Here is a 26,520-nt window from a genome sequence, read left to right as displayed (position 1 = left end):
TGGTCTGTCTGGCAAGCTTAAGCCGTTAGGTGTAGGCGCAGCGAAAGCGAGTTTTAAATGAGCGACTTAGTCAGACGGATCAGACCCGAAACCGAGTGATCTAGGCATGAGCAGGCTGAAGGTACGGTAACACGTACTGGAGGGCCGAACCCACACCTGTTGAAAAAGGTCGGGATGACTTGTGCCTAGGGGTGAAAGGCCAATCAAACTCGGAGATAGCTGGTTCTCCGCGAAAGCTATTTAGGTAGCGCGTCGATTGTATTCTCCCGGGGGTAGAGCACTGCATGGATGATGGGGGCCCACAGCCTTACTGAGTCTAAGCAAACTCCGAATACCGGGAAGAACTGATCGGCAGACACACGGCGGGTGCTAACGTCCGTCGTGGAGAGGGAAACAACCCTGACCAACAGCTAAGGCCCCCAATTCGTGGCTAAGTGGGAAAGCATGTGAGACTTCCAAAACAACCAGGAGGTTGGCTTAGAAGCAGCCATCCTTTAAAGATAGCGTAACAGCTCACTGGTCTAATCAAGAGGTCTTGCGGCGAAGATGTAACGGGGCTCAAGCCACGAGCCGAAGCTTTGGATGCACGTTTACGTGCGTGGTAGCGGAGCGTTCTGTGATATAGAACGCTGCCTCTTTTGCCCTTCGGGGCAACGGAGGCAATGTTCTGACTGTGAAGCCGGGCCGTGAGGCAACCGGTGGAGTGATCAGAAGTGAGAATGTTGACATGAGTAGCGACAAACAGGGTGAGAGACCCTGTCGCCGAAAGTCCAAGGGTTCCTGCTTAAAGCTAATCTGAGCAGGGTAAGCCGGCCCCTAAGGCGAGGCCGAAAGGCGTAGTCGATGGGAACCAGGTTAATATTCCTGGGCCAGGAGATGGTGACGGATCACAGAGGTTGTTCGATCTTATCGGATTGATCGGGCCGCTGAGTGGTTCCTGGAAATAGCCCTCCATAAGACCGTACCCGAAACCGACACAGGTGGACTGGTAGAGAATACCAAGGCGCTTGAGAGAACCACATTTAAGGAACTCGGCAAAATACCTCCGTAAGTTCGCGAGAAGGAGGCCCGGTTCGTAGGCAACTATGGGCCGGGGGCACAAACCAGGGGGTGGCGACTGTTTACTAAAAACACAGGGCTCTGCGAAGCCGTAAGGCGACGTATAGGGTCTGACGCCTGCCCGGTGCCGGAAGGTTAAAAGGAGAGGTGCAAGCCTTGAATTGAAGCCCCGGTAAACGGCGGCCGTAACTATAACGGTCCTAAGGTAGCGAAATTCCTTGTCGGGTAAGTTCCGACCTGCACGAATGGCGTAACGACTTCCCCGCTGTCTCAAATGTGGACTCAGCGAAATTGAATTGTCTGTGAAGATGCAGACTTCCCGCGGTTAGACGGAAAGACCCCATGCACCTTTACTACAGCTTCGCACTGGCATCAGGATTGCGATGTGCAGGATAGGCGGTAGGCTTTGAAGCGGGAACGCTAGTTTCCGTGGAGCCATCCTTGAGATACCGCCCTTCGCACTCTTGATGTCTAACCGCGGTCCGTTACCCGGATCCGGGACCTTGCGTGGCGGGTAGTTTGACTGGGGCGGTCGCCTCCCAAACAGTAACGGAGGCGCGCGAAGGTTGGCTCAGAGCGGTCGGAAATCGCTCGTTGAGTGCAATGGCAGAAGCCAGCCTGACTGCAAGACTGACAAGTCGAGCAGAGTCGAAAGACGGCCATAGTGATCCGGTGGTCCCGAGTGGAAGGGCCATCGCTCAACGGATAAAAGGTACGCTGGGGATAACAGGCTGATGATGCCCAAGAGTCCATATCGACGGCATCGTTTGGCACCTCGATGTCGGCTCATCTCATCCTGGGGCTGGAGCAGGTCCCAAGGGTATGGCTGTTCGCCATTTAAAGAGGTACGTGAGCTGGGTTTAGAACGTCGTGAGACAGTTCGGTCCCTATCTGCCGTGGGTGTTGGAGACTTGAGAGGAGTTGCCCCTAGTACGAGAGGACCGGGGTGAACGTTCCACTGGTGGACCAGTTGTCGTGCCAACGGCAGTGCTGGGTAGCTATGAACGGACAGGATAACCGCTGAAGGCATCTAAGCGGGAAGCCCCCCTCAAAACAAGGTCTCCCTTGAGAGCCGTGGAAGACCACCACGTCGATAGGCCGGAGATGTAAGCGCAGCAATGCGTTCAGTTGACCGGTACTAATGGCTCGATAGGCTTGATTTGATCCGGAAGAAGACAGATTGTTCCACAATCGCTTCTCCCAAAAGCATCCTTGGACAACATCTTCCCAAAAAAGGGAAAACGCTGATCGTTTCTTTCCCGGTCTGGTGGCCCTAGCGCGAGCAAAACACCCGATCCCATTCCGAACTCGGCCGTTAAGTGCCGTAGCGCCGATGGTACTGCGTCTCAAGACGTGGGAGAGTAGGTCACCGCCAGACCTGGAAAGAAACGGTATCCTCTCTAAACGATAAAACAAAAGCACCGCAATAAATCGCGATGCAATCAGCGCGGGGTAGAGCAGCCCGGTAGCTCGTCAGGCTCATAACCTGAAGGTCGTAGGTTCAAATCCTACCCCCGCAACCATAAAAATACCATAAGAACAGACGCTTACGCCCCGCTCAACGCGGGGCTTTTTGCTATGCGCTAAACACGGTGCTACGCCAGTGCTACGCAAGAGAGTAATGAAGGGCGGGAAGCGGGGATGGCGGTGTTTCCGGTGTAAAATAAATGACGCCCAGATGAGCGAGTGCTCAAGGCAATAAAACACTTAATCAGTCGGTCGTCGCTTCGAATCCTAAATGGCGAACAATTTCCCAATGAATTAGGGCAGCTGGGTTGCGTATAGGACGCAATCTTCATTCTCGGCATTGTGTCATTGACTCTGCAAGTGCAGACTGACCTCGCGATGCACTACATTAGGCTGGAGAGGGCGTACATCTAGATGCAAATTTCACCTTATCGAAAAACGGCCCTGGAAGGTTGCATCAGAGTAGGAGACTCGTCCAGGTACGGCATCGATCTCGAGAAGGATAAAGAAACAATTTTCGAGACAGTCTATCAGAAGCTTGAGGACGCGACTCTCGATTTTCCTCACAAAGAAACTCCGATAAATCGAGGGCGAAGGTTGTTTCAGTTACAAGAGTACTTAGGCGTTCTGGCCCTCCGAGCAACATCCCGAAGCCTCAATCAGAGCTATGGAATTCGACCACCGAATAGAAACGCTATCGTTCGTGGTGTACTGGAAAGTCTATTTGATGCTGCGCCATCTCATGTCATTAGGTGCGATATTGCTTCCTTTTTCGAATGTCTAAAGCCGGGTCCCATAATGGATGAGATCTATCGATCTACAAAGCTCCATCCACATGTTCGAACGGTTATAAAAAATCTGGAAGACAGCCGCCTACTAAATCCAAAGGTTGCAGGAGTGCCTCGCGGGCTGGGCTTAAGTTCCACGTTTGCCGAAATTCGGCTCCGAGATATTGACAGTAGTATAAAATCCCATCCACAGGTCTACAGATATTTCCGTTTTGCTGACGATATTCTGATCTTTTCGATGTCAGAGCCCAATTCGGTTCTGGAGTATGTGAATAATTTGCTTGAGCCTGAGTTCGAACTTAGGAGAAATAAAACTAAGATTGTGCCTTTGAATTGCCGTACAGACACTCAAGACAATCCCTGCAATGAAGAACCAGCTATCTTTAGTTATCTTGGTTATAAGTTTACTTGCCAGCATGGAATCAAGACTAGGAAATCGAGGCGTGTTATGGTCAGCATTTCCGATAACAAAATCTCTGAGAGAAAAACACGAATCATCTTGTCCTTAAAGGCCCTTCGGAAAGAGAAGCGCGGAAATCTATTCGTTGATAGAATAAAGGTGCTGACAAGTAATTATCAGGTGCGGAAAAGCAGGCACACCCATGGGCAAAGAAAAGCTAAGGTTCGGACCGGTATCTACTACAATTACAGAGTCTGTGGTGTGTATGAACACGGCAAGCATGGACCAGAGAGGAAGCGCGTTGATCCCGGTGAGCTTAAGTCACTGGATGGCTTTATGAATTCTCTTATATGGGGAGCCAATAGTGAGTTTCGTGCGGAAGTAGACGCCCATCTTTCTTCAGCTCAAAAAAGCAACCTGAAGGGGGTGTCATTTTATAAGGGGTTCACTCAAAAAATAACATTGCGGCTAAAACGCGAAACTGTATCGGCGGCAAGGAGGGCATGGCGAAATGCTTGACCCGAAGTTGAATAAGTTGAGGCCGTTGCTGACCGAGACACTTCCGTATGAAGTGCCTGTGAACTACTCAAATGAATTCCTTTATGTTTCTGAGGCTAGGAAAAACGAGATCTCAGATCAGGTTAGGCAATTTATCGATTCAAAGTACAGAAAGCGATTGAAGGAAGGGGAGTACACTATTCCTTTTACGTACCCTGTTCGTCGCGGTGATCGCAGCCCGAACAAAATCAGTATTGTTCATCCTCTTCAACAGCTTCATATTTCGGACTTTATGCACGAATATGCGGAAACCATACTTCAAGAATGCTCGGAGAGTCCTAATAGCCTGCGCGCCCCTTACGAAGTTCTCTCGCCGATAGCGAAGAGTGAGCTTAAGAAACTTGGTGACGTTAAAAAGATTGGCGTGCCTCACGTTGCGCCAAGAGATGGAAAGCTTGATCTGAGTTTTGCAGCTTCTTATTTTTCGGTTAGAAAATATAACTTGCTGGATAAGTTCTACAACTCCAACGAGCTTGTTAGACTTGAGAGTCGTTTTTCCATGATGCGATCAATTGATGTAACCAAATGCTTCTTCAATATCTATACGCATTCGATAACCTGGGCCGTGAAGGATAAAAGATATTCAAAGAATCATGCAAATAAATACACCTTTGAGGGTCGTTTTGATACGCTAATGCAAAGGTCAAATTACAATGAAACAAACGGCATTGTTGTTGGGCCGGAAGTTTCCAGAATATTTGCAGAAATTATATTTCAAAAGATTGATATAAACATCAGAGATAGTTTGGCGGCTGACGGGCTGGTCTCGGAGCGCGACTATGCCATCCGCAGATATGTCGATGATTTTTTTATTTTCTCATCAGATTTGAAAACTATGGATACTGTCTTCGATTGCGTTCAAAGGAGTCTTGAAGCCTACAAGCTTTATTTGAATGAAGGAAAGAGTAGATTTTCTACCCGCCCGTTCGTTACCAACATCACGAGAGCAAAACAAGGCGTCTCTAAGCTGTCCGATGAAATTGTCGAGTTGTCTTCAAAGGCGCTATGTGAGGAGCCGGACAAGCAGAGAGAGATTTATCTTAAGTTCCGCCAAGTCTTGGAAGACTTGAGGTTAATTGTGAGTGACAACAAGGCATCATTTTCTGAGGCTACTGGGAGCACCTATTTCAAACTTTCAAAAGCAGTACGATGCTTGCGAAGCATTTCAAAAACCGTGACAGAAGAAACAGAAGTTGACCTTGTGAATCGCATCCGTGGTCTCGTAAGGATTCTGTTCTACATTGTCGCTTCTGATTTTCGCGTGGCTCCAATCTATAGATCATATCAAATCATAGAAGAATTGCTGCGATTGAATGAGAACTTACGTAAATCCACATCAGAGGCAATGATGGATCGACTTAACTATGAGGTTTGCGAGTTGATAAAATCAAATCTCCCCGAGGAAAAGAATTTGAATAACGGTGTTATTTCATTGGAGTTATGTAATTTGTTGTTATTGGGTAGTTTGGTGGGTACTAAAAGGTTTAATCAGCAGCCGGTGGTTGAAGAGATTGCGGAAAAAGCACTTCGATCCAGTTCACTTGGTTATTTTTCATTTGTGGCGTTGATGTACATTTTTGGACAGTCTGACGGCTTAAATACTCAACGAGTAGCGCAAGTTTCCGAAAAGGTTTTTACCGATATAACCGCAAGGGCCACTGATGTAAGGACTGAGGCGGAGCTTTATTTGCTTGTCAGCGACTATTTAAGCTGCCCCTATGTGACACGTGATAGGAAGAGAGACGTTCTGGATGCTATCTATGGGGAAAGAAGTTTCTCAAATGAGGCTATTGATATTCTTGCGCTACATGTTGCATTTGTCGACTGGAGCGGGGGGAGAACGTCACATTTCTTGCGCAGAAAGCGTTTGCAACCAGTGTATAACCTTGTAGCCTAGCTTTGCGGACGGTTGCCTGAGATATTCATGACTTCTTCGTTAGGATTCTTAACAGGCCTGCGAAGCTGCACGTTTTACTCGTTAGCGCTCATAGAGTGCCTAGTAGAGGACCACACACGTACAGGCACGTCCGCACCACTCACTTTCAATGCCAGGTGAGGTCTAGCGTCTGGTTCGACGGGCGAGAGGGTAGGTGTGCAAACGTCAGCTAAGTGCTGTCCTCTCCATTCTACCACCATGACTCACGCATATCCGCCCACTTTGATCGTCAGTACCGTCAGTACCGTCAGGGATTGAGCGTTGCTGGGGCCTTTGACTGACGGTCCTGACGATACTGACGATGGATCATGCTCCTTTCCTGATATGGATTTGGCGCTGCCCGGTTTCACCGCTGCGGGTCTTGCTGAGGGTGATCCCGGCGCGGCGCAGGAGCGGTTGTACGCGGCGAAGTTCACTGGAAAGCCGGTTGGGCTGGCGGGGAAAAATCAGGGGATCATCGGTCAGATGCGGATAGAGGCGGCGCAGAGCCTTGGACAGGTCGGTTGCCGTGCCTGCCCAGGTTCCGTGATCGGCAATCATCGATAGGATGGCCTCGGCGACAGGGTTGCCTTCGATGGCGGCGGTATCGACCGATTGCCGGTTGGCGTCATAGGCGGCCATGAACGCGCCCTCCGGCCAGCCCAGGGCAGGCTCGGCAGCAGAGACCCAGCGGGCGAAATCCGCCATGCGCGGGCGTTCGGACAGGGTGACCTCGGGCAGGCGGCGCAGAGCCGTGGATACCGCATCCAGGAGCCCCGCCAGGATACGCGGTGCGGCCTGGTCGAAGCATTTCCAGAACTCGCCCTCATATTGCCGCTTGGTGTCCGGAATCACCGGCAGGGAGACGATAATGGCCCGGTCGGCCAGGTCCGGGCGGCTGGCCAGGTCGGGAATACCGTTCAGAAGGCAGGGTCGGGTGGCATTGAACAGCATTTCATCGGCATTGGTATGCAACTTGCGGGTGCCGAAGCCGCCGCCCGTTGCGATCCGGCAGAGCGCATCGGCGATGCTTGGCTTGATATGGGAGAGATTGTCGAAGGCCAAGACATGATTATTGCGGGCGGCAATCACCAAATCCTGCTCGCTCTGCGGGGCGCTGCGGGTGATCGGCTCTGCGGGATCGACCAGGCGGCGCAATACCTTGGCCATGGTGCTCTTGGCGCTGCCCTGCTCGCCGGTCAGGATCAGGATCGGATAAGGCCCCCTGGGCTGGAAACAGCCCAGCAGCCAGGCTACCAGCATCCGGAAATCTGTATCCGAGCCGACATTCAGAAAAGGGCGCAGCAATTCGACATCGCCGGGGCCGCCTGGTGAAGGCAGGGCTTGCAGGGCAGGGGAGCGCCGGAAGCGGGCCGGGCTGGTCGGTGCGATCTGCCAGCCTTCCGGGGCGATCCGCACCGCATCCCAATCCGGTCCGCCCAGGTCGAGATAGAGATGATCCGCGATCATCCCCAGCCGGGTGAAGACCGGATATTCCGGCCCCTCGAACAGGGCTTGGCCCGCCATGGTCCGGCGTTGATCTTCGAGCAGAGTTTGAGAGAGGATTTTCCCCTCGGCTTGGTAATGGCGATAGGAGAGGAATTGCCGGAAATCACCGGAATCCAATGCCCAGGTTTTTCGGCGCGTTCCCTGGGAGACTGTGGCGAAGGCTTCCCGGTTCGGACTATGCCAAAGCTCGAATTCTTCGCCATGCGTTGCCGGGGTCTCCCGTTGTGCCTGATTGGATGAAATTGCCTGCTCAATTAGGGCATCCACCATGGCGCGGGTCCAGCCTTCGGCAATTGCATCCGCCGCATCCCAGCCTTGGGGGCGGGTATTGATTTTCATGGAATTGTCGAGATTTTCATGAAATTCCATATCGGGAGAAACCGTGAATACTCGTGTATTCCCGAGAGTGCGAAGGACGGTAGCCAAGCTCGCGGCATATTTCCTTCCCGGTTCATCATGGTCGGGCCAGATGATGATTGTCCGGTTTTTCAAGGGAGAGATATCCGCCTTTTTCACACCATTGCAGCCCCCGAAGACCGTGGTGGCCAGAAAGCCCAGGCCGGTCAGCGCATCGGCGCATTTCTCGCCTTCTACGGCAATCACCGGAATATTCTCTGCGGCGGCAGTGAGCCGATCCAGGTTGTAGAGGGGGCGGATATCCGGACATTTCCAGATATTTCCAGACACATCATAGGGCAGGAAGAGTTTGGATTTTCCAGGCGGATCGTAGCGATTGGCGACCAGGACCGGCCTACCCTCGGCGTCGCGATAGACATAAGCTTGTCCGGGTGGGCCCCATTTAGGGTGAGGCGGTGGAAGGAATTGCGGATCACTCATGCTGCCACCCCCAGTAAATTGGCCAGGGCGCGGGCCGCGCGGGGCTGGCTCAGGCGATTGAGATAGGCATAGAGGCTGATGGGATCGCCGCCCGCATCGCCGGTAGCAAAATCGGCCCATTTGCCGGTGGAGAGATTGACCGAGAAGGAGCCGATATGGCGATCCGCGCGGGTCGGATTGAGCGCGTACCATTCTGCGCCCCGGCGATGGCCCTGGGGCAGCCAGGCCGGGACAAGCGTCCCGAGCCGGGGCTGGCAGAGCAGGTTGATTGCCGCGAAATCCACCGATTTCCAGGATTGATATATCATCACTGCCCCCCTTGCATGCGGTCAGTGATGAATGCGTCCACATCCTCGCGGCGGTAACGGACCAGGCGGCCCGCCTTGATATAGGGCAGGTTGTAGCGCTTGGTGCAGCGCCAGACATTCAGCGTCTCGACCGAGACACCGAGATATGCCGCGACCTGGTCAGGGGTCATCAGGGTTTGCGGGAAAATTGCAGTCATTTTGAGCTTCCTTGAGCTTGTTTCCGATACCTTCGGAAACTGACAGCAAGGCCGCGAGCGATCCATTTGATCCGGTCGCAAGTTTTGGGCGCATTTCTTGCCCGGATTTTGCGACAATTATCGAGGTTCTGGCGCGTTAACTTTGCGAATGGCCGTCACAATGTTTTGCCGTGTGATATGTGGAGCATGCTGATCAAAACTCAGCTTAACCGCATCCACTGCCCTCGAAACATGTTGAGCTTTGCGGCCATAGTAATGGCCTTCAGTGAACGGATGATCGGAAAGCTGCAACCAAGTCTCCCGGAAGGCGCGAAGAAAGCATTGTAGGGGATAGTCCTTGGGCAGTTTGTGAGCGCGGGAGCGGTCTTTCCAGCGTCGATTGTCGATTTCTGGATCTCCGCTCAAATCGACATCGCGTGACATGACCAACTTTTCGAGCTTATCAAGATCGAGTTTGCCATCGATGTAAGCATCGTTAAAATCAATGTAACGTGGCTTTCTATTAATCGCCCGTTCCGCAGAAATTTGCAGGTCGGAGAGAAATTTCAGCAAGGTAAAGAAAGGCTGATGGCGGCGATCATCCAATAGACTAGCCAACTCAAGGCCCGTTGAGCTCACATATTTGCTTGGGTTCGACTTGATCTGATTTGCAAGCTTGCGCTGTGTTTGGCCAAATCCATAAAGCACGGTAATAGAGGCCATCAGTCGATCAGCATCTATAGATACTCTTTCAAGACGAGCATTTTCAGCTTTTTCAGGCTGATAGTTCAGTTGCTCATAGTGGCCCGACATGAATTCATCAAATGCATTGAAGTGCCCGTCCCTGAGCACTGTCATATTAGACAGTGACAGATCAAGCTCCATGAGTTCCGCAAGTTGCCCATGGAATTCAGAATCGAAAATCTGATCATAGAAACCCCCGTCATATATCACGGGGCTGACGGGAGGCATGGGCCAGTAATAGGGCATTACTTCCGATCTTCTCTCGCTGGCTGCATGTAGCCGAACATGGCCTCTGTTGCCTTGTTGACGGAGTCGCGGACGGGATCAAGGTTCAATCGGGCATAGATCGCCGTGGATTGCTGGCTGCGATGGCCCAGGGACTTGCCGATGATATAGCCATTCGCCCCGGTCGCGGCCTGGTAGCTGCCCAGGGTCCGGCGCAGATCATGGATGCGCAGATCGGCAATCCCGGCCTCCTTCAGGATGCGCGCCCAGGCTTTCTTGGGATCGGCCAGATGTCCTGACTTGCCTTCCCCAGGAAACACCCAGGGGCTTTCGCTCTGCAATTTCCGCTCGGTCAGGATCGCCATAGCCTGCCTGGGCAGGTGGATGGTCTGCGCATCGCCATTCTTGGTATCCGGGATGCGCCAGGTCTCGGCCTGGAAACTGATATCCTGCCAGCGCATCGCCAGGGTGTTGGATTTCCGCGCCCCGGTGAGCAGGGAGATCATGATGAAATCCCGCGCGGTCTCGTTGGGTTCATTGGCCAGGGCTTCGAAGAAGCGGGGCAACTCGTCGGGTTGCAAAAAGCGGTCCCGGCTCTTTTCCTTGAATTTCTTGATGCCGATGGCCGGGTTCGTGCCATCCCAACCCCAATCAATCGCCTTGTTGAAGATCGACCGGATGCGTTCCAAGAGTCTATTGGCCTGGTAGATGCCATTCTCCTTGCCGATCCGCGCATGCAGCCGTTCCACCTCGCTGCGGTCGATGGCAGAAATCTTGCGCTTGAACCAATGCGACAGGAACTTGTTCACTTCCCGCTGGTCATAGGCCCAGGAGCGTTTATGCACCTTGGCGTATTTTTCCAGGTAGAGGGTGAACAGATCGCCGAAGCTCATTTCCGCTCGGATCGCGCGGCGCTCCTTCTGCGGATTGTTGCCGCTGGCGATCTTGCCCTTGGCCGCTGCTGCCATCTTGCGGGCGTTCTCCACGCTGATATCGGGAAACCGCCCCAGGAGCAGCCGCTCGGGCCGTCCGTCAATCCGCTTGTAGAGATAGAAACTCTTGGTGCCGGTGGGTGTCACCGCCATCACCAGGCCTGCCTCCCGTTCATCGTAATAGTAATCCTTGCGCCCCTTGGCGGCATTCGGAGCCCGAGACAGGGCGGCCTTGGTGAAGTTCAGGCGATGGCTGCTCACGATATGCTCCCTGCATCCGGTGCTACGGTGGTGCTACACTGGTGCTACATTTTGGAGCAATTTTGCGCAATCTGAATTATGTTTCAGTCTTTGCTACTATCTCATAATATACAGTAATATAAAGATAAAATAACGATCAGAAATTCTGGTCAATCATCCGCCCGTGAGGCTCATAACCTGAAGGTCGTAGGTTCAAATCCTACCCCCGCAACCAATGCCAACATAAATCACTGATTATTAATATATAACAATTACTTAGGTCGAAAATCGGTTACCGTGATTGGCTCCTCCTGCCCAATGCCATGTGCATGCGGATGGGCATAGCGCGGGGTTTTGTTATTCGCACTCCGCCGCTGCTCGACGGCCAGGCCGCCATTGGCGGATGAGATTGCGACAGTACCAAGTGTTGAGTGCTGGCGGCGACAAGGCCTCACTTCGGTGCTTATTCGCATCTTTGTGAAAACGGGCTGAAACTCGGCAGCATGGTACGAGTTTCGCTTGAACGCACTGATAAAATGGCCGTCATCTGGATTGTGGACAATGGCCCCGGTATTGCCGAAGAGCAGCGTGAGAAGGTGATGGAAGCCTTACGCAAAATTGGATACTGCGCGCTCCAGCGAAGGATTTGGGCTTGGTCTTTCCAGCGCTTCAGAGATTGTTGCCCGTCTTGGCGGCATCTTACGTCTAAAGGGGGGAATTGCGGGCTTGTTGCTGAGGTGGAAATACCGCTGTGTTCTTCGCGGGGCGTGCTGGGCGGATACGTCATATCGAACTATTCGAAGGCGCTCGGTCGGGACCGTCGTATAGGTTCGCCAATTGCAATATCGGCAGCAATCAGCTTAAATAAACCGAAAGACGGTCTAGAAACCCCAATCCTTCAGCAGCCGATCTGCCTCAATCACCCGTCGACAGAGAGCCTATTGCTCATGAGTAGCCAGCCGCGAAAAGGACGCTTTCGATGACGCAAGTTAAATCTATGAGCTTTGCGCTACAGCAAGCCGACCTCTTACGCGTTCGCGCGACTGTACGCCATTTTGATCCCCATTTACACAGCACGTACTCGATAGTAGCGCTCAAGCGGGGCGCGGCTGAGATTAGATCGGCTAGATGGAGTGAAACAGCCCGCGCGGGCGACGTCTTCTTCTTCAATCCATACGAGGTTCACTCGGCGTATTGCTCCGAGGAAGATGCTGAGTACGAAGCGCTGTACCCATCCAAGGAATTTCTCATCAGGTGTCTTGCGCTTGAGCCTCGCGACGGTCCTCTTAACATTCAGACTGCCATTCTCAAGCGGGACTCAGCGACAAGAGAGCTTATCGATGCCCTGTACACGCCTGCGGTAGAGGGCAATTCCATCGAGGCATCGCTTGGAAGGATACTCACGGCTTGTGAATTCTCCACCGATTCTGCGGATGAAAGCCCCGGGGCGCTAGCGCGCAGAGCCTGTATGCTGATCCGGAAGAACTGCACACGTGCAATGCGGACCGAGGAACTCGCACGGGAAATGGGGGTGCATAAGAGCCATCTTGTCAGAGCATTCAGCAAAGCGGTGGGAATGGCACCTCAGAAATATATGCGTCAAGTGCGGGTGGCGAAAGCCAGGGAGTTGATTTCCGAGGGCTCGCAGCTCAGTGAGGTCGCGCTGATGCTGGACTTCAGCGATCAGGCTCATTTCACTCGAGAATTCAAGAAGGTATTTGGGGTGCCTCCCGGTGCGCTTTTGCGAGACTTGCGGGGTCATCGACGAAAGAAAGGCGCCTCACACCTTCAAGTGCCTTTATCAGATCAAGCTGTTCACTAGGCAGTATGGCCCGACTTCGTAGCGCTCGGCCGCCGCCAACATGCTATGCAAATCATGTTCAATAAGCCATGCGATGGGTCGCGTAAGATTCGGCATTGAAACTCCGAGGTTTTCGAGATGCCGCAACAAGAGCGTACTTATTCAATGAAGTTCCCTGATGCCGAGGGCTATTTTGGGCGATTTGGCGGCAACTACTATCCGCCCGAGGTGTGGCCGGCACTAGAAGAACTTGCATCAACCTATCGGTCGCTGCGGGACACGCCAGACTTTCAGGACGCCCTCGAGACAGTTCGCGTGGGTCTGCAGGGGCGCCCGACGCCGGTCCACTTTCTCAGGAAAACGACCACTGAGGCCGGTGGCGCACGCATTTACGTCAAGCGTGAGGATCTGAACCATACGGGCGCGCACAAGATCAATCATTGTGTGGGGTTCGCGCTGCTCGCCCGCAAGATGGGTAAACGCAAGCTGATTGCTGAAACAGGAGCGGGGCAGCACGGGGTAGCACTCGCCACCGCCGCCGCCTACTTCGGTCTCGAATGCGAGGTCCATATGGGCGCAGTCGACATTGGGAAGCAAAGCTCGAACGTCGGGCGCATGCGCCTCCTCGGTGCCCAGGTGGTTGCTGCAGATGCTGGGCAGTCCGCTTTGAAAGAGGCGAGCGATTCCGCTTTCAGCGCCTATGTCGAGCAGCATGAGCACGCTCTTTACGCAATCGGCTCGGCAATTGGACCTCACCCCTTCCCGATGATCGTGAGGGATTTCCAGTCGGCCGTAGGGCAAGAGGCTCGTAGTCAGTTCTTATCCCTTAGCGGAGGTTTTTTGCCCGACCACGTCGTAGCCTGCTTAGCTGGCGGATCGAACGCAATGGGCATATATGCGGGTTTTCTCGACGATCCAGCCGTTACTCTCACTGCAGTGGAACCTCTCGGTAAGTCAAATGAGACTGGGAAACATGCTGCGACGCTCTCCTTCGGAACTCCCGGAACGCTTCATGGCGCGCAGTCCGTCGTTCTGCAGCAGGAAGACGGGACGCCTTCGCATGTGTCTTCGGTGGCATCGGGCCTGGTCTATCCCGGGGTTGGCCCAGAGATCGCTATGCTGCATGAGGCGGGTCGCCTAAAGGTCTCGGCCATCTCCGACGAAGAGGCGATTAGCACCTTCTTCCGCATAGCAAAGTCGGAGGGGATCATACCAGCTCTCGAAAGTTCCCACGCGCTGGCGTTCGCGATCAAGTTGGCAGAGCGCAGCCCTTCCTCGGAAAGCGTCTTGGTGAACCTGTCCGGCCGAGGCGACAAGGATATCGATTACGTTCTAAAGTACTATCAGGGCGAATACGATCCTGAGAGATAGACCAGCCGTTCGTAGGACAAGTAGACAGCAGGTATCGGCCCTGGACGAACGCCCGCGTCTGCCCGCGCTGCTCCTCAATAGCTCAATAGCGGACAGGCAGTGGGGAATGGTTCCACATTGGCGTGGGAAGACGACCGTCTGCTATCGGTTTGGCAAGTCACAAAGCTGGCCCGGTCACGGCGCTCAATCCAGATATATGCCGGTCTGAAACGGTGAAGAATTTCGGCTGCGGATAGGCGTTGGGCAACTCGGTTTCCCCTTTGGGGGCAAAGCCCGGAGGAGAGCATGGGGCGTCGCGGGGGCCGCAAGCCAAGCCTGTTTAGGCAAGGGGTAACCAGAGATCGCCGTCGGCCTGTTTCCCAACTGTGAACCACAATTAACCTCTTGCAAGGGCGACAGGCTGATCGACCCTAACTTGCCTTTCGACAACTCTCCTTAATCACAATCGCAAACGCGGTCCTTAAAACCGCTACGCCATGGGCAAAAAGCCCTGTCAAGTAAACACAGTTGCTAGTATGGGAGTAACGTTTGCTTCCAATATCCAAGAACTCAAGCCTTGGTGACCGCAATGGGGTCGGCAATCACTACTGGCAGTTGTTTTGCAGAACGGCATCTACGTCTGCTTGGTGCTTCGAAGCGTACAGCCCGCTGACGGCTCCGAATACATCATTGGCAATAATCTAGTGATAACCCGCTCCTGTTCGTCGCAAATATCTTTGCTGCCACAACTGGCAAACTGACCGCCGCTCCGCCGTTTCCCTGTCTTTGCATTCCATGCCCCTGCTACGCCCTTGATGGCCCGCCCCGTTGTCTGTATCGATCGGGTCTGGGCTGATGACGTTTACTCGGATTCCACGTTCTGCCAATTATGGTGAAGATGCCGATCTTGGCCCGGGGTTTCAAGCTTCTAACTGAGCAGAATACGACCAAAGCGCACTCATCAGGCGGATGAGCTCGACCCGAGTCCAGCTATAACCGCGCCGATCAGACATTTTGCGTTGTTCTCCCAGTCCGAATGCGGGTTAACGGTCGCCACGCCCGTTACAGCCCGCACGAGATCCAGCGGATCGATATCGCCTCTTATGTGCCCTTCAGCGACGGCGCGATCGAAGAGCATTGCTAAAGCCGCGCCGACATCAGCGCATGAAGAATCTTTGCTGTCCAAGGATGTGGAAAGCAACGCACTAGTGGCTTCTGCAATGATCTGCTTGGTGGCCACACACCCTACAAAGGCATCCATCCAAGCGGAAAGGGCCTCCAGGGGCGAATTTGTGGCAGCCAGATGGGTGGCGAGGTCTACCAGTTCGCGCGCGTCCTCACGACACACCGTCTCCACCAAGGCGGCTCTGGTCGGGAAGTGTCGATAGAGCGTGCCGTTCCCCACCCCGGCAGCCTGGGCGATGTCGTCTAGACTTGCGCTAGCTCCTTTTTCGGTGAGCACACGCTTGGCAGCTTCCAGGATCATGGCGCGATTGCGCTGACCATCTGCGCGCGCCTTACGTCGAACAGTCGCAATTACTTCAGTCATAGATCAACCAAGGACCATTGATAAGCGGAGTGGCACTCCGTATAAAAGCGGAGCGTCACTCCGGTTCGTCAAGGTTAGCGATCCGGTGCTGCATTGGCAATGGGCGAGAAGTGTATGGCGCCTCGGCCCCAGCATAAAGGAATCTGACTATGCGTTACCAATATCTGGGGCGATCGGGCCTCCGCGTTTCAAATCTGTCGCTGGGGACAGGCAACTTTGGGACTGCCTGGGGGCATGGTGCGAGCCCCGCCGAAGCGCAAGCCATGTACGACCAATATCGCGGTGCGGGCGGAAACTTCATCGATACATCCACCAATTATCAATTCGGCGAGGCAGAAGTTTACCTTGCGGACATGATCGCGTCCGATCGCGACGATGTCGTGTTGGCGACCAAATACACGAACGGAACCACGCTCGACAGTAGCCTGCAGATGACTGGCAACGGCAGAAAGTCGATGGTCCAGTCGGTCGAGGCGAGCCTTCGGCGTTTGAAGACCGATCGCATCGATATGTTCTGGGCACACGCTTCCGACGATTCCACTCCAATGGAGGAGATGTTGCGGGCGTTCGACGATCTCGTACGGTCTGGCAAGGTGCTATATGTCGGTCTTTCCAACTTTCCTGCCTGGCGGATTGCGGCCGGAGCGGCCGTCGCCAATCTGCGAGGCTGGGCACCTCTGGTTGCGATACAGGTCGAGTATAGCTTGGTCGAACGCGCAGCTGAACGCGACCTGCTGCCGATGGCTGAAGCCGTTGGAATGGGTATCCTCGGCTACTCACCGCTTGGCGGCGGCATGCTGACCGGCAAGTACCGCCTAGGGGAGAGCGGACGCGCGCAGAGTTCGATCAGCCAGTTCATGCATAAGGAAGACGATGGAAACAAAGGCACCATCCTTGATGTCGCTCAAGCGATCGCTCATGAAGCGGACGTGACACCTGGAGAGGTAGCAATCCGCTGGTCTATGGCAAAGGGGATCATCCCTATCGTTGGCCCAAGAACCACAGAGCAGTTGAGCACGAACCTGGCGGCCGCCGATCTTGAGCTCAGCCCAGAGCAGATTGAACGGTTAGACGCAGCCAGTGCGATCCGCCTCGGCTATCCGCATAACTTTAGGACGGACGCAGGCGCTCTTCATGCCGTTACTGGCGGCAAGTCGGACTTGCTGGACGCCCCGCCGTTCTTCATTCTCTAGCAGGGTGCTGAAATAGTCCAGTCTCGACAACGATTTGAGAACATGATTCACCCTCGGCGCGGTAACGGCGGGGGTGAAGGTGCGGGGAACGGACGAGACGAGCGGATCGCTGTTCAGCTACGTCGATCTGGAAGTGCGCATCCCGCCGCGACGCCCGCTGCGCAAGATCAGACAGGTGGTCAATGACGCGTTCACCAGCCTCGATGCCGATTTTGAGGCGCTTTACACCGATTTCGGTCGCCCTTCGATTTCGCCGGAGCGGCTGATCCGGGCGAGCTTGCTCCAGATCCTGTTCTCGATCCGATCCAAACGGCAGTTGATGGAGCAGATGGACTACAACCAGATGTTCCGCAGATTTGTAGGCCTCGGAATTGACGATCCGGTCTGGGTGCCGACCGTGTTCAGCAAGATTCGCGACCGGCTGCTGACGACCGAGATGTCACGCAAGGTGATGGCGGCAATCGTGTATCGCGACCGGGGCGATGAATATGTCGTCAAGTCCCATCATCTGACGCGCGATGTGCAGGGGCTCTATTCGAAGCTTCGCCGTTTCACTGCGGATAGCGGCCAGATCGTGCAGATCCAGACCCCTACGACGACCAGATCAATCACATTCAGCTCGGTATCGACACGACGGTCGTTCCCTACGGTTCCTCAGCCAAGCAATCGGAACTGGAAGACAAGATCGCAGTTTGCGGATCTGACGGACGTTCAACGATCATCTATCAATATGAAAAACCCACGAGGGTAGCCTCCTGCCAATCAACTGCGCCAGTCGACATGTTATTCTGTCCGGATGCTCGGGTGGAGGGAAGTCGATGCTATTGCTTGAACTGAAGCGGCGGGGATTCGAAGCCACCGAGGAGCCGGGCAGCTCACCCGATACTGGCGCAGAGCCTTCAGTTACTGTCCGGTCGAGACAGAGGCCAGTTCACGGTCATGGGGACATGACTATTTCGTTTCTTACATTGCCTGTGACGCAACATGCCACGATAGCGCCAAGATATGCGCCATGGCGACGATGCCGAAACAAATCTTAACATAACTCAACAACAGTGCCGGCCTCAGCCCCTTAGTACTTTCTTCGATTTCAAACGGAGAAAGACACGATGGTGCCGACGACCGCAAAACAGCTCTGTTCAAAGCAGAGGGGTTCGCATTGGGAACATCTCGTTGAGCTTACCGATGATATACTTTGGCGCAGTTTGCTGGGTATTCTGCTGCTGGGTGTTTTGGCGAGCGCAGTTTTCCTCACTTTTCCAGAACTAGATATCACCATATCTAAACTATTTTTTGACGGGACAGAATTTCCTCTCGCCAATGATCCATTATTGGGACTGCTGCGGCGGGTGACGACGATGGCAAGTGGCACATTGCTGATCGCCTGTATCGCGCTCCTCGCCAGCAAAAGGTTGCGTGATAGCGTCCGGGTCTCACGGCGAGATGCGCTATTGCCGATCATGACATATACTATCGGCGTCGGTTTCGTTGTTCATCAGCTCATGAAGGAGCAATTCGGACGAGCCCGACCGCACCAAATAGTGGAATTTGGAGGCGAGGCGCCATTCACACCGGCCTGGACGCTATCAGAGGCTTGCCTGAGCAATTGCTCTTTCACCTCAGGTGAAGCCGCAGGTGCCATGGCATTGATTTCCGGCGTGGTTTTGTGCCCAGCTTCGATACGGAGGATCGCGATGCCTGCCGTTTTCGGTCTCGCTGTTACCCTCGGTATGAATCGCGTCTTGTTCGGGGGTCACTTCCTTTCGGATGTGATCCTGTCCATGCTGATAATCAGCGCGATAATGATCGGACTACGAATCGCTATGAACACCTTGGCACCTTCAACCAAGAAAAATTTGTTATCTTGCGAGGACGGCTCGCGACGGCAATCCTAGATTTCGATGGTAACCGAAAGGCCGAAGAGCATCATGCAGAACAACCGGGTTCTGATCGTCGAAGATGACCGCGAGATTGCGGAAATGTTGGCGCGCACCTTGGCCGAGGCGGGGCTCGATGTCCGCATTGCGGCTGATAGTGCCGAGATGGCAGTAGAGATGCGCCGCGCTCCTATCGGATTGATTGTTCTCGACCTCATGTTGCCAGGCGAAGATGGGCTATCGATCTGCCGCAAGCTGAGAGCAGAAAGTACGGTACCTATCCTGTTTCTAACTGCCGTCAATGGCGAAATGGATCGCATCATTGGGCTGGAGATCGGCGCAGACGATTATGTGACAAAACCGTTTAACCCGCGTGAGGTTCTGGCTCGCATCCGCAGTCTTCTGCGACGTGCCTCTTACGGTCCGGGAAATATCTCAAACCGCGTATTGCGATTCGATGGCTGGCGTGTCGATCCTCTGCGTCGCCTGGTGCATGATCCGAACCACACCCGCATTCCAATGACCAGCGCTGAGTTTGACCTGCTGCTAGCCTTTTGTCACAATCCTGGCCAAGTCCTGTCGCGTGAGGAGTTATTATCCTTGACCCACACGGGCCTGGCGGGGCCAATCGCACGTAGTGTCGATGTTCATGTCAGTCGCCTGCGTCAAAAGATTGAAGCTGATCCCCGGGAACCGAAAATGCTGATAACTGTCCGTTTGGGTGGTTACGTCTTCACCCCCAGTGTTGAGTGACCCTGATGCTGAAAGAACCACGCCTGCGCCATTGGCTCTTCAGTATTCGCGCCCAGGTGATTGCCGTGTGCCTGGGATCAGTATTGGTCGTCTGGATATTGGGCGGTGTAGCGGAAAACGTGATCCAACAGCGGCAAACAAAAATGATGGACCTGGAGGGACAGGTCATCTCCGTGTCTGCCATAATGCGATTGATCGCCGTTTCCGATGGTGAAGAACGAGAAATTATCCTGAACTCCATACTTGATGCTTGGGAGAACGTGCTCCTCGTCAGCACAACGACATTTGAGGCACGCAGCGGGCCCTCCGACTTGTTTTACTGGCCCGGTCAAGATCCTCCCATTCTTCCTGAAGGGCTTTCCCTGATCCGTTTCGACGCGACAAACGCTCTAACTTTTCCACTGGATGATAGTCGGCATTTTGTTTTTCCTGAGCTGCCACCACACTTTGTGACGGTCGAAATGGCGTATCTCCTGGTTATGATTAGTGTTCTGATTGGGGTTTTTTCAGTCTTTGCTGTCTGGGCTATTATAAGGCCCCTCCAACAAATGGCCGACGCTATCAAAAGCGCAGACGAATTTCTTGCGAGCGAAACATCCGTTTCACCCGCTGGGGCATGGGAATTTCGTCAGTTGGCGCGGGTATTGAACGATATGCGTGGGCGAATTCGGTTTCTGTTGGAAAGTCGAACATCGATGCTGCGCAACGTCAGCCATGACTTGCGCACCCCCCTGACCCGTTTGCGCCTTCGGGCCGAGACAATTGCTGATCCCGGTTTAAGCCGGAAGATTTTGACCGATATCTCCGAAATAGACGCCATACTCGGGACAACGCTTAGCTATCTGCGCGATGGCAGTGCTGCGCTGAACCTCGAACGGTGTGATCTGGCAAGCCTTCTTCAGATGATTTGTGACGGGTTCAGCGATATGGGCAAGGACATTGCTTACTCCGGCCCTGCCCATCTGACCATCCAATGCGGTGTGTCCGAAATTACTCGCGCCATCACGAATCTATGTGAAAACGGGCTGAAATTCGGTACCGCGGTACGAGTTTCGCTTGAACGCACCGATAAAATGGCCGTCATCCGGATTGTGGACAATGGCCCCGGCATTGCCGAAGAACTGCGCGAGAAGGTGATGGAGCCTTACGCAAAATTGGATACTGCGCGCTCCAGCGAAGGATTTGGGCTTGGTCTTTCCAGCGCTTCAGAGATTGTTGCCCGTCATGGCGGCATCTTACGTCTAAAGGGGGGGAATTGCGGGCTTGTTGCTGAGGTAGAATTACCGCTGTGATCTTCGCGGGGCGTGCTGGGCGGATACGTCATGTCGAACCATTCGAAGGCGCTCCGGTTGCGACCGTCGTATAGGTGATCCACCGTACGCTCACGGTAAACGTGGTGAGCCCGGGGATGTTGGATGTCTCTGCTTCGCGTTACCGCGCGTGGTTTCAAGGCCACAAACCCGTGCCGTCACAAGACGTTGGCCTGGCATATGCCAAGTGTGTTGAAGGCGCCCTCACTGGGCAGGTGATTACTATGGCATGGCGCGTCGCCCCGCATAGCGGCCATTGGCGCAGCCGCTGCAAAAGCCCGCATCGTCCGCACAGGGTTCTGTCGCAAGTTTTACTTTTTGTTTCTGGGGCTCTATCGCTCGATCTGCGCGCAGCAGAGCAGCAGGGGCGTGTTTGGGATGGCAATACCGTTCAAGGGCGCACAATACCCAAAGAGCATAATCCTGTTCGCTGCCTTTTTCTACCTGCATTACCCGGTCTCGTACCGCGATCTTGAAGAGATCATGGCCGAACGCGGAGTGAAGGTTGACCATACCACGCTGAAACGCTGGGTGGTGAAATACGCGCCGCTTCTCGCCGGTCGTGCTCAAATCTGAAAACGGGCGACGGCCATATCGTGGCGGGCTGACGAGACCTATATCAGGGTCCGTGGCAAACGGACTTATCTCTATCGTGCCGTTGATCGTGACGGAAGAACGCTGGAATTTATGCTGTCGGCGCGCCAGGACCTGCCTGCTGCGCGCCGTTTCTTCAGAAAGTCCATTGCCCGTAACGGCCCTCCGGAGCGGATAGTGATCGACAAGAGCGGCGCCAACCTGGCCGGCTTGCGAGCAGTGAACGTCATCCTCAATTCACCGGCGGCGGCTCGACGATCGAGATCCGGCAGGTGAAATATCTCAACAACATCCCCGAGCAGGATCACAGGTTCATCGAGCGCATCACGGGCCCGATGATGGGCTTCAAGGCGTTCCATTCTGCTGCAGCGACGCTGTGCCGGGATCGAGGCCGCTCACATGATCTGAAAGGGGCAATTAGGCCTTGCGGCTGAGCGGCCAAAGCCGGGTGCCAGACCCGCCACAGAGGAGGATCGGGGTGATTATAGTTTTCCTGCCTACCATTGATAAATGAAATGAACCTTTAAGGAATTGCACTTCTCAAGCTGGATCTGGTGCCAATTTTTGGATAAGCTCCTGCACCTGATTTGATATCCTTTGGCTGTACTCTCACGGTACAGCCAAAGTCATCTCCGCTATGCCGCCATTGACACGAAAACGAGTGGCATTCTTCGTTACAGTGCCGATGCGTCAGATCTTTATGCCGAACAGCTTTTCGGCATTTCGGAACGCGATCATTTCCTTGTCTTCCCGTGGCAGATTGACTGCCCGAAACCAGTTGGTTCCTTCCTTCATGTCTGCAAACGGGTAGTCGGTCGCAAACATCACTCGATCCACACTGATGTACTGCAGCAAGAGGTGGAGCAGTTCATCCTGGAAGAATGCACTGGTTGTGAACCAGAAGTTGTCATGGAAGTATTGCCCGAAGGGCTTATTCAGTGAGTTTTGGGTCGAATCGCTCATGTCTCCCACGACACGCTCGTAGTAGAATGGAAGACCCTCTCCCATGTGTCCGATAATAATCTGTAGTTTGGGAAATCTATCGAATACCCCATACGTGATCATTCGAATGCATTGAGTAAGCACCTCTTGGTGCCATCCATATCCTGAACCACTGAAAATGTAGTCCTGGTATTCTTTCTTATATTCTGGCCGCGTAGTGCTGTAGTAAATTTGGAAGACTTCGTCAGCTGGATAACCTGGATGGAGGTAAATCGGCACATTAAGGGCTTCGGCACGTGCCAGCACGGGCTCAAAATCGGGATGATCAAGGAATTTTTTCCCGATGTGTCCATTGGTCAGAGCTCCCAGGAAGCCGTCTTCCCGAACTGCGCGTTCCAGTTCATCTGCTGCGGCCTCCGGATTCTGCAACGGCAAGGTTGCAAAGGCCTCGAATCGTCCCGGATAGGTTGCCATTGGCCCGTCAACAAGCTGTTTGTTGAGACGATAGGCAAAATCTATACCCTCCTGACCTAGGACATTCTGCACACCTGGCGTGTGTGCGGAGAGGATTTGAACGTTGAGCCCCGCCTCATTCATTGCACCGATGCGGCGCGGGCCGAGTTCGGCAAGACCAGTGTCCTTGAGGTACAGTATGTGATCCTCGTTAATGGAGTTCAGCACCATCAGCTCAGGGGTAGAAAAGGTCTCTTCCGTGCCGATAAATGGCAGATCTTGGTCACGCAACGAGATGTCCGAGATATCTTGCGCGGCGGCGCGCGAGATGATGGCAGGCGCGGACAATCCGGCGCTAACACCAAGTGCAGCTGCGCGACTTAGAAAATTGCGGCGTCCCATCACCACCAGGCTCTTCAGGTTTTTTTCGATCGGTTTCATGTCAGTTCCCACTCCAATGTTGCGTTATGCAGGGCGCGCCTTTCGCTTGGTAAAGACGTCAGCTTGACCCTTAGAAGCCGAGGGATATCCTGCCGTGTTCGTTCACGGTCGGTTTCCTTAAGACCGGCTCTGACGGCACCAAGCACGATTTCGTCGTTGATTTGGGTTTACTCTTGTTAAGAGTTGTTTCGCGTATGCCCGCCCGTAGCCACAACCTCGCCAGCGGCGAATGAACCACACAATCCTTGCGAGCAGGCTTTCCGGATCAAGAGGTTGGACCACCTGCGACACTTTGGCACCCTGTCTGGCACCACTAGTGACGCTTCAGAGGATCGGTAGCGGGCGGCACTTTTTCTCTGATGCTGTTTTTACGGTTCTGATCATTGCCGGGTTGGGGGCAGTTGCTCTGGACATTTGCTATTGGTCCGAAGGTCGCCCTGCTCGCTCGCAACATTTCTTAATAATTCAAAACCCTGCGCAACGGCTACTTGAAGGAAACCTTGCCTATCGGCAACCGCAAGGTCGTGCCGGCCTCACCTTTAAGGAGACCTTCCGATGAGAAAAAGAGTACTGCCCCGGTCAAAGGACCTAATAAGAAATTCACCGTTGCTCCTGTGCGCTGCCCTGATGGTCGCAGCCGCTCAGGCAAGTGCACAGGACTTCGATGACGACAGCGCCAGTGATGGCAAGTGGGAGTTCGTCCTCGGGGCTGGGGGCTTCTATGAACCGACCTTCGAGGGCGCCAAGAACTATGAAACGACCGGGCTGCCGTACTTCTCGATCACCTATGATGACAGGTATTCACTCGGCATCGAAGGCTTGTCCGCCAAGTTCTATGATAGCGGAACGCTCGGTCTGACGGCGAAGATCGGCTACGAATTCGATCGCGACGAAGCCGACGATCCCCATCTGGCTGGCCTGGGAGACATCGAAGGAGGAGCCACTCTTGGCTTCGGCGTAGACTACGCGGCAGGTCCGATCGACCTTTATGCCGATCTCGAGCGATCCTTTGGAGACAGCGATGGGATCATAGGAAAGTTCGGGGCCGAGGTATCAAGGCCGGTCGGCCAGTTCCTGCTCGGTGCGAACCTTTCGACGACCTGGGGGAACGACAACCACATGCAAAGCTACTTTGGGGTGACGGCAGCTCAATCTGCATCGTCCGGCCTGGCGGCGTATGAGGCTGGCGCGGGGTTCAAGCGCGTAGATCTCGAATTGTCAGCAACTTACGCGTTCTCCGAGAACTGGATGCTGCTCGGGCAGATCGAAATTGGCGAACTCATCGGAGATGCGGCACACAGCCCGATCGTCCAGAATACGACTCAAACTTCTGCAGGTATATTCGTGGCCTACAGTTTCTGAAACCATTCCCGGAGTGGGCCCACGTGGTCCCATTTCAAGCTAGATGCCGTTTGGATCGCCCTTTCGAAAGAAAGTTCATCAGCTCGCGATTGGCCTGCGACGCGAACGACGTAGATCATCCGCGTTTGACAGTACTATCGCGGAACTCACCACAGATGTTACCTGAGCTCGAGAGGCCGATCATCGCTTGCGAGTGCGGCTTGGAGCGCGGGCTTTCCCGGGCCTGCCAGCCAATCCGACACGCTCCAAAGCTCCCCGAACTCGTTTTCCAGAGCGGCGATATTCGCGTTTCCGGCCGCCCGGCCTTCTTCGAACAGTTTTGCGTTGCGACGCAGGAATTCATTGCCGTTCAGTACCACATCGGGGAACCGCTGGTAGGCAATCCTACGGTCGGCAGCGTAGCTCAGGGCTTCTGCCAACTCCAGTCCTGTCAGTTCATCGCCTGCGATCTCGATGGTTCGACCGGCGTACACGCTTGGATGTTCAATGACTTGCGCAGCGATCTTGCCGATGTCATCGACGGCTATGGCCTGAAAGGGTTGATCCGGGTGCACGAAGAACGAGAACGTCTCCTGATCGAGCCCGAAACCGGGTAGCGTGAAAAGGTCCATGAACGTGGCGGGTCGTATGATCGTGCTCGGCAAATCCAGGCTGCGGATATGCTCTTCGATCTCGATCTTGGTGTCGAGGTTGGGCAGGCCGGTCTTGCCCCTGCTGATGATGCCGGCCGAGCTGTAGACGAGATGTCTGACCCCGCTTTGCATGGCGATGTCGGCAACGCTTTTCCCGATGCGCACTTCCTCGGAATCGGTGATTCCCGATCCCGCACTTCCCGAATTGGGCTGCACGCTGAAGACTCCGTCGACCCCGGCCATGGCGTTCTCGACCGAGGTCATGTCCGCGAAATCGCCCGCGAATATGTCGATACCGGCTGAAGCAAGACGTTGGACCTCTTCGCGCGCGGTGTTGCGGACGAGGGCGCGAACAGCCCAACCGTTGGCTCGCAACGCCGCCGCGACTGCTCCGCCCTGTTTGCCGGTGGCGCCGAATACGAGCACGGTTCCCTTGTTCTGCGTCTGATCGTCTTTGTACATGTCGCTGCGCATCCGGACTCTCCTTGGTGGTGGAAACATCAAGGTATACAGGATATACCTGAATTCAATTACGCACCTGAAAGCGACCAGGTACCCCGGAGTATCCCACATGCCCGTCCAATCGTCCGATGACCTGGAACACATCCGATCCGTCCTTGACGAATTGACCGGCAAGTGGAGCCTACTGGTTCTGAATGCTCTGTGCGACGGGCCCGCGCGCTTCAATGCGCTCAAGCGCATCAATAAGGGTGTAAGCCAGAAAGCACTCACTCAGTGCTTGCGCAGGCTTGAGGCAAGTGGCCTGATCACGCGAACAGTCGTCAGCACATCGCCAGTTGCGGTCGTCTATGCGGTGTCCGATCTCGGTGCATCCTTGGAGCCGCATCTGAAGGGCTTGCTGCAGTGGTCACTCGATCATCGGCAGCAGGTTGCAGAAGCGAGGGAAACCTTCATGAACGGGGGTGCCGCCCGGCAATTCGCTGATGCCGAGAACCACCCTCCGGGGTCGGACGGAAGATCCGGACCTTCGGGCAGTTAGGTGCGAAACGCCGGGATCGTCATCGTGCGGACGTTGAGGGGGCGACGCCGTCCTCTCGACGCGCGATCGCGTCCATGACGATACTTCCGTCGCCCTTGCCGAATC

At 54.4% G+C, this 26,520-nt stretch carries 19 protein-coding genes, 1 tRNA gene, 2 rRNA genes and 2 pseudogenes (1 of these 24 only partly in view); 15 read left to right on the top strand and 9 right to left on the bottom strand.

The genetic code is table 11. The features are described from left to right. From JHX88_RS18325 to drt3b, 5 genes are all read left to right on the top strand, one after another. Window positions 1-2,222: ribosomal RNA gene (locus JHX88_RS18325) — 23S ribosomal RNA — on the top strand (it extends 608 nt beyond the left edge of the window). Window positions 2,223-2,322: 100 nt separating this feature from the next. Next, window positions 2,323-2,437: ribosomal RNA gene (gene rrf, locus JHX88_RS18320) — 5S ribosomal RNA — on the top strand. A 68-nt stretch (window positions 2,438-2,505) separates the two neighbouring features. Further along, a tRNA-Met gene (locus tag JHX88_RS18315) sits at window positions 2,506-2,582 on the top strand. A 358-nt stretch (window positions 2,583-2,940) separates the two neighbouring features. Next, window positions 2,941-4,233 carry an antiviral reverse transcriptase Drt3a gene (drt3a, locus tag JHX88_RS18310; RefSeq protein WP_076527827.1) on the top strand — a complete coding sequence of 431 codons (1,293 nt, stop codon included), beginning with the start codon at window positions 2,941-2,943 and terminating at the stop codon, window positions 4,231-4,233. Continuing rightward, window positions 4,226-6,169, top strand: a complete 1,944-nt coding sequence (gene drt3b, locus JHX88_RS18305; RefSeq protein ID WP_076527829.1) for an antiviral reverse transcriptase Drt3b — start codon at window positions 4,226-4,228, stop codon at window positions 6,167-6,169. Before drt3a ends, drt3b begins: the two co-directional genes overlap by 8 nt. A gap of 345 nt (window positions 6,170-6,514) precedes the next feature. Here the strand turns inward: drt3b and JHX88_RS18300 are convergent, their stop codons facing one another. The 5 genes from JHX88_RS18300 to JHX88_RS18280 all read right to left on the bottom strand — a co-directional run bounded on the left by JHX88_RS18300 (window position 6,515) and on the right by JHX88_RS18280 (window position 11,179). After that, the gene (locus JHX88_RS18300; protein WP_084203270.1) at window positions 6,515-8,533 is read right to left on the bottom strand and encodes a hypothetical protein; all 2,019 of its coding nucleotides are present in this window, start codon (window positions 8,531-8,533) and stop codon (window positions 6,515-6,517) included. After that, the gene (locus JHX88_RS18295) at window positions 8,530-8,841 is read right to left on the bottom strand and encodes a hypothetical protein (protein WP_076527831.1); all 312 of its coding nucleotides are present in this window, start codon (window positions 8,839-8,841) and stop codon (window positions 8,530-8,532) included. Before JHX88_RS18295 ends, JHX88_RS18300 begins: the two co-directional genes overlap by 4 nt. After that, window positions 8,841-9,038, bottom strand: coding sequence for a helix-turn-helix domain-containing protein (locus JHX88_RS18290; RefSeq protein WP_076527833.1), 198 nt, complete (start codon window positions 9,036-9,038; stop codon window positions 8,841-8,843). The genes JHX88_RS18295 and JHX88_RS18290 overlap by 1 nt, the downstream gene beginning before the upstream one ends. Before the next feature lie 117 nt (window positions 9,039-9,155). Further along, a complete protein-coding gene (locus JHX88_RS18285) occupies window positions 9,156-10,007 on the bottom strand; it encodes a hypothetical protein (protein ID WP_076527835.1) in 852 nt (283 codons plus the stop codon). Continuing rightward, on the bottom strand, window positions 10,007-11,179 hold the full coding sequence (locus JHX88_RS18280) for a tyrosine-type recombinase/integrase (protein WP_076527837.1): 1,173 nt from the start codon (window positions 11,177-11,179) through the stop codon (window positions 10,007-10,009). The genes JHX88_RS18285 and JHX88_RS18280 overlap by 1 nt, the downstream gene beginning before the upstream one ends. Window positions 11,180-12,137: 958 nt before the next feature. Here JHX88_RS18280 and JHX88_RS18275 point away from each other — a divergent pair. Together JHX88_RS18275 and trpB are read left to right on the top strand one after the other, a co-directional pair. Further along, a complete protein-coding gene (locus tag JHX88_RS18275; protein WP_076527839.1) occupies window positions 12,138-12,980 on the top strand; it encodes an AraC family transcriptional regulator in 843 nt (280 codons plus the stop codon). Window positions 12,981-13,097: 117 nt separating this feature from the next. Then, complete coding sequence (trpB, locus tag JHX88_RS18270) at window positions 13,098-14,330, top strand: tryptophan synthase subunit beta (RefSeq protein ID WP_076527841.1); 1,233 nt, start codon at window positions 13,098-13,100, stop codon at window positions 14,328-14,330. Between the two features lie 940 nt (window positions 14,331-15,270). Here the strand turns inward: trpB and JHX88_RS18265 are convergent. Beyond that, window positions 15,271-15,858 carry a TetR/AcrR family transcriptional regulator gene (locus JHX88_RS18265; RefSeq protein ID WP_076527843.1) on the bottom strand — a complete coding sequence of 196 codons (588 nt, stop codon included), beginning with the start codon at window positions 15,856-15,858 and terminating at the stop codon, window positions 15,271-15,273. 149 nt (window positions 15,859-16,007) lie between these two features. On the opposite strand from JHX88_RS18265, the gene JHX88_RS18260 reads away from it, so the two are divergent. The 6 genes and pseudogenes from JHX88_RS18260 to JHX88_RS18235 all read left to right on the top strand — a co-directional run bounded on the left by JHX88_RS18260 (window position 16,008) and on the right by JHX88_RS18235 (window position 21,993). Beyond that, window positions 16,008-17,051, top strand: coding sequence for an aldo/keto reductase (locus JHX88_RS18260; protein WP_076527845.1), 1,044 nt, complete (start codon window positions 16,008-16,010; stop codon window positions 17,049-17,051). Between the two features lie 79 nt (window positions 17,052-17,130). Continuing rightward, window positions 17,131-17,517: pseudogene (locus JHX88_RS18255) on the top strand (transposase); the annotation flags it as partial. A 643-nt stretch (window positions 17,518-18,160) separates the two neighbouring features. Further along, on the top strand, window positions 18,161-18,946 hold the full coding sequence (locus tag JHX88_RS18250; protein ID WP_076527849.1) for a phosphatase PAP2 family protein: 786 nt from the start codon (window positions 18,161-18,163) through the stop codon (window positions 18,944-18,946). A 33-nt stretch (window positions 18,947-18,979) separates the two neighbouring features. Beyond that, window positions 18,980-19,681 (top strand): response regulator, encoded by a 702-nt coding sequence (locus JHX88_RS18245; protein WP_141225905.1) that lies wholly within the window; start codon window positions 18,980-18,982, stop codon window positions 19,679-19,681. A gap of 5 nt (window positions 19,682-19,686) precedes the next feature. Continuing rightward, window positions 19,687-20,973: an ATP-binding protein gene (locus tag JHX88_RS18240; protein ID WP_076527852.1), complete on the top strand. Its 1,287-nt coding sequence runs from the start codon at window positions 19,687-19,689 to the stop codon at window positions 20,971-20,973. 396 nt (window positions 20,974-21,369) lie between these two features. Then, a pseudogene (locus tag JHX88_RS18235) lies at window positions 21,370-21,993 on the top strand (IS6 family transposase). Window positions 21,994-22,002: 9 nt separating this feature from the next. On the opposite strand, the gene JHX88_RS22380 reads toward JHX88_RS18235, so the two are convergent. Continuing rightward, the gene (locus tag JHX88_RS22380) at window positions 22,003-22,089 is read right to left on the bottom strand and encodes a sugar phosphate nucleotidyltransferase (RefSeq protein WP_076527854.1); all 87 of its coding nucleotides are present in this window, start codon (window positions 22,087-22,089) and stop codon (window positions 22,003-22,005) included. 186 nt (window positions 22,090-22,275) lie between these two features. Next, the gene (locus tag JHX88_RS18230) at window positions 22,276-23,421 is read right to left on the bottom strand and encodes an amidohydrolase family protein (RefSeq protein WP_076527856.1); all 1,146 of its coding nucleotides are present in this window, start codon (window positions 23,419-23,421) and stop codon (window positions 22,276-22,278) included. A 555-nt stretch (window positions 23,422-23,976) separates the two neighbouring features. Between JHX88_RS18230 and JHX88_RS18225 the strand changes: the two genes are divergently transcribed. Beyond that, window positions 23,977-24,783, top strand: coding sequence for a MipA/OmpV family protein (locus tag JHX88_RS18225; protein WP_076527858.1), 807 nt, complete (start codon window positions 23,977-23,979; stop codon window positions 24,781-24,783). 158 nt (window positions 24,784-24,941) lie between these two features. On the opposite strand, the gene JHX88_RS18220 is transcribed toward JHX88_RS18225, so the two are convergent. Further along, window positions 24,942-25,988, bottom strand: coding sequence for an NmrA/HSCARG family protein (locus JHX88_RS18220; RefSeq protein WP_272848099.1), 1,047 nt, complete (start codon window positions 25,986-25,988; stop codon window positions 24,942-24,944). On the opposite strand from JHX88_RS18220, the gene JHX88_RS18215 reads away from it, so the two are divergent. Further along, a complete protein-coding gene (locus JHX88_RS18215) occupies window positions 25,987-26,415 on the top strand; it encodes a winged helix-turn-helix transcriptional regulator (protein ID WP_076527860.1) in 429 nt (142 codons plus the stop codon). The genes JHX88_RS18220 and JHX88_RS18215 overlap by 2 nt on opposite strands. Window positions 26,416-26,520 lie beyond the last annotated feature (105 nt).

The organism is Paracoccus saliphilus, assembly GCF_028553805.1.
In the GTDB taxonomy this organism is placed as follows: Bacteria; Pseudomonadota; Alphaproteobacteria; order Rhodobacterales; family Rhodobacteraceae; genus Paracoccus; species Paracoccus saliphilus.
This window is presented reverse-complemented; position numbering and strand designations above follow the sequence as displayed.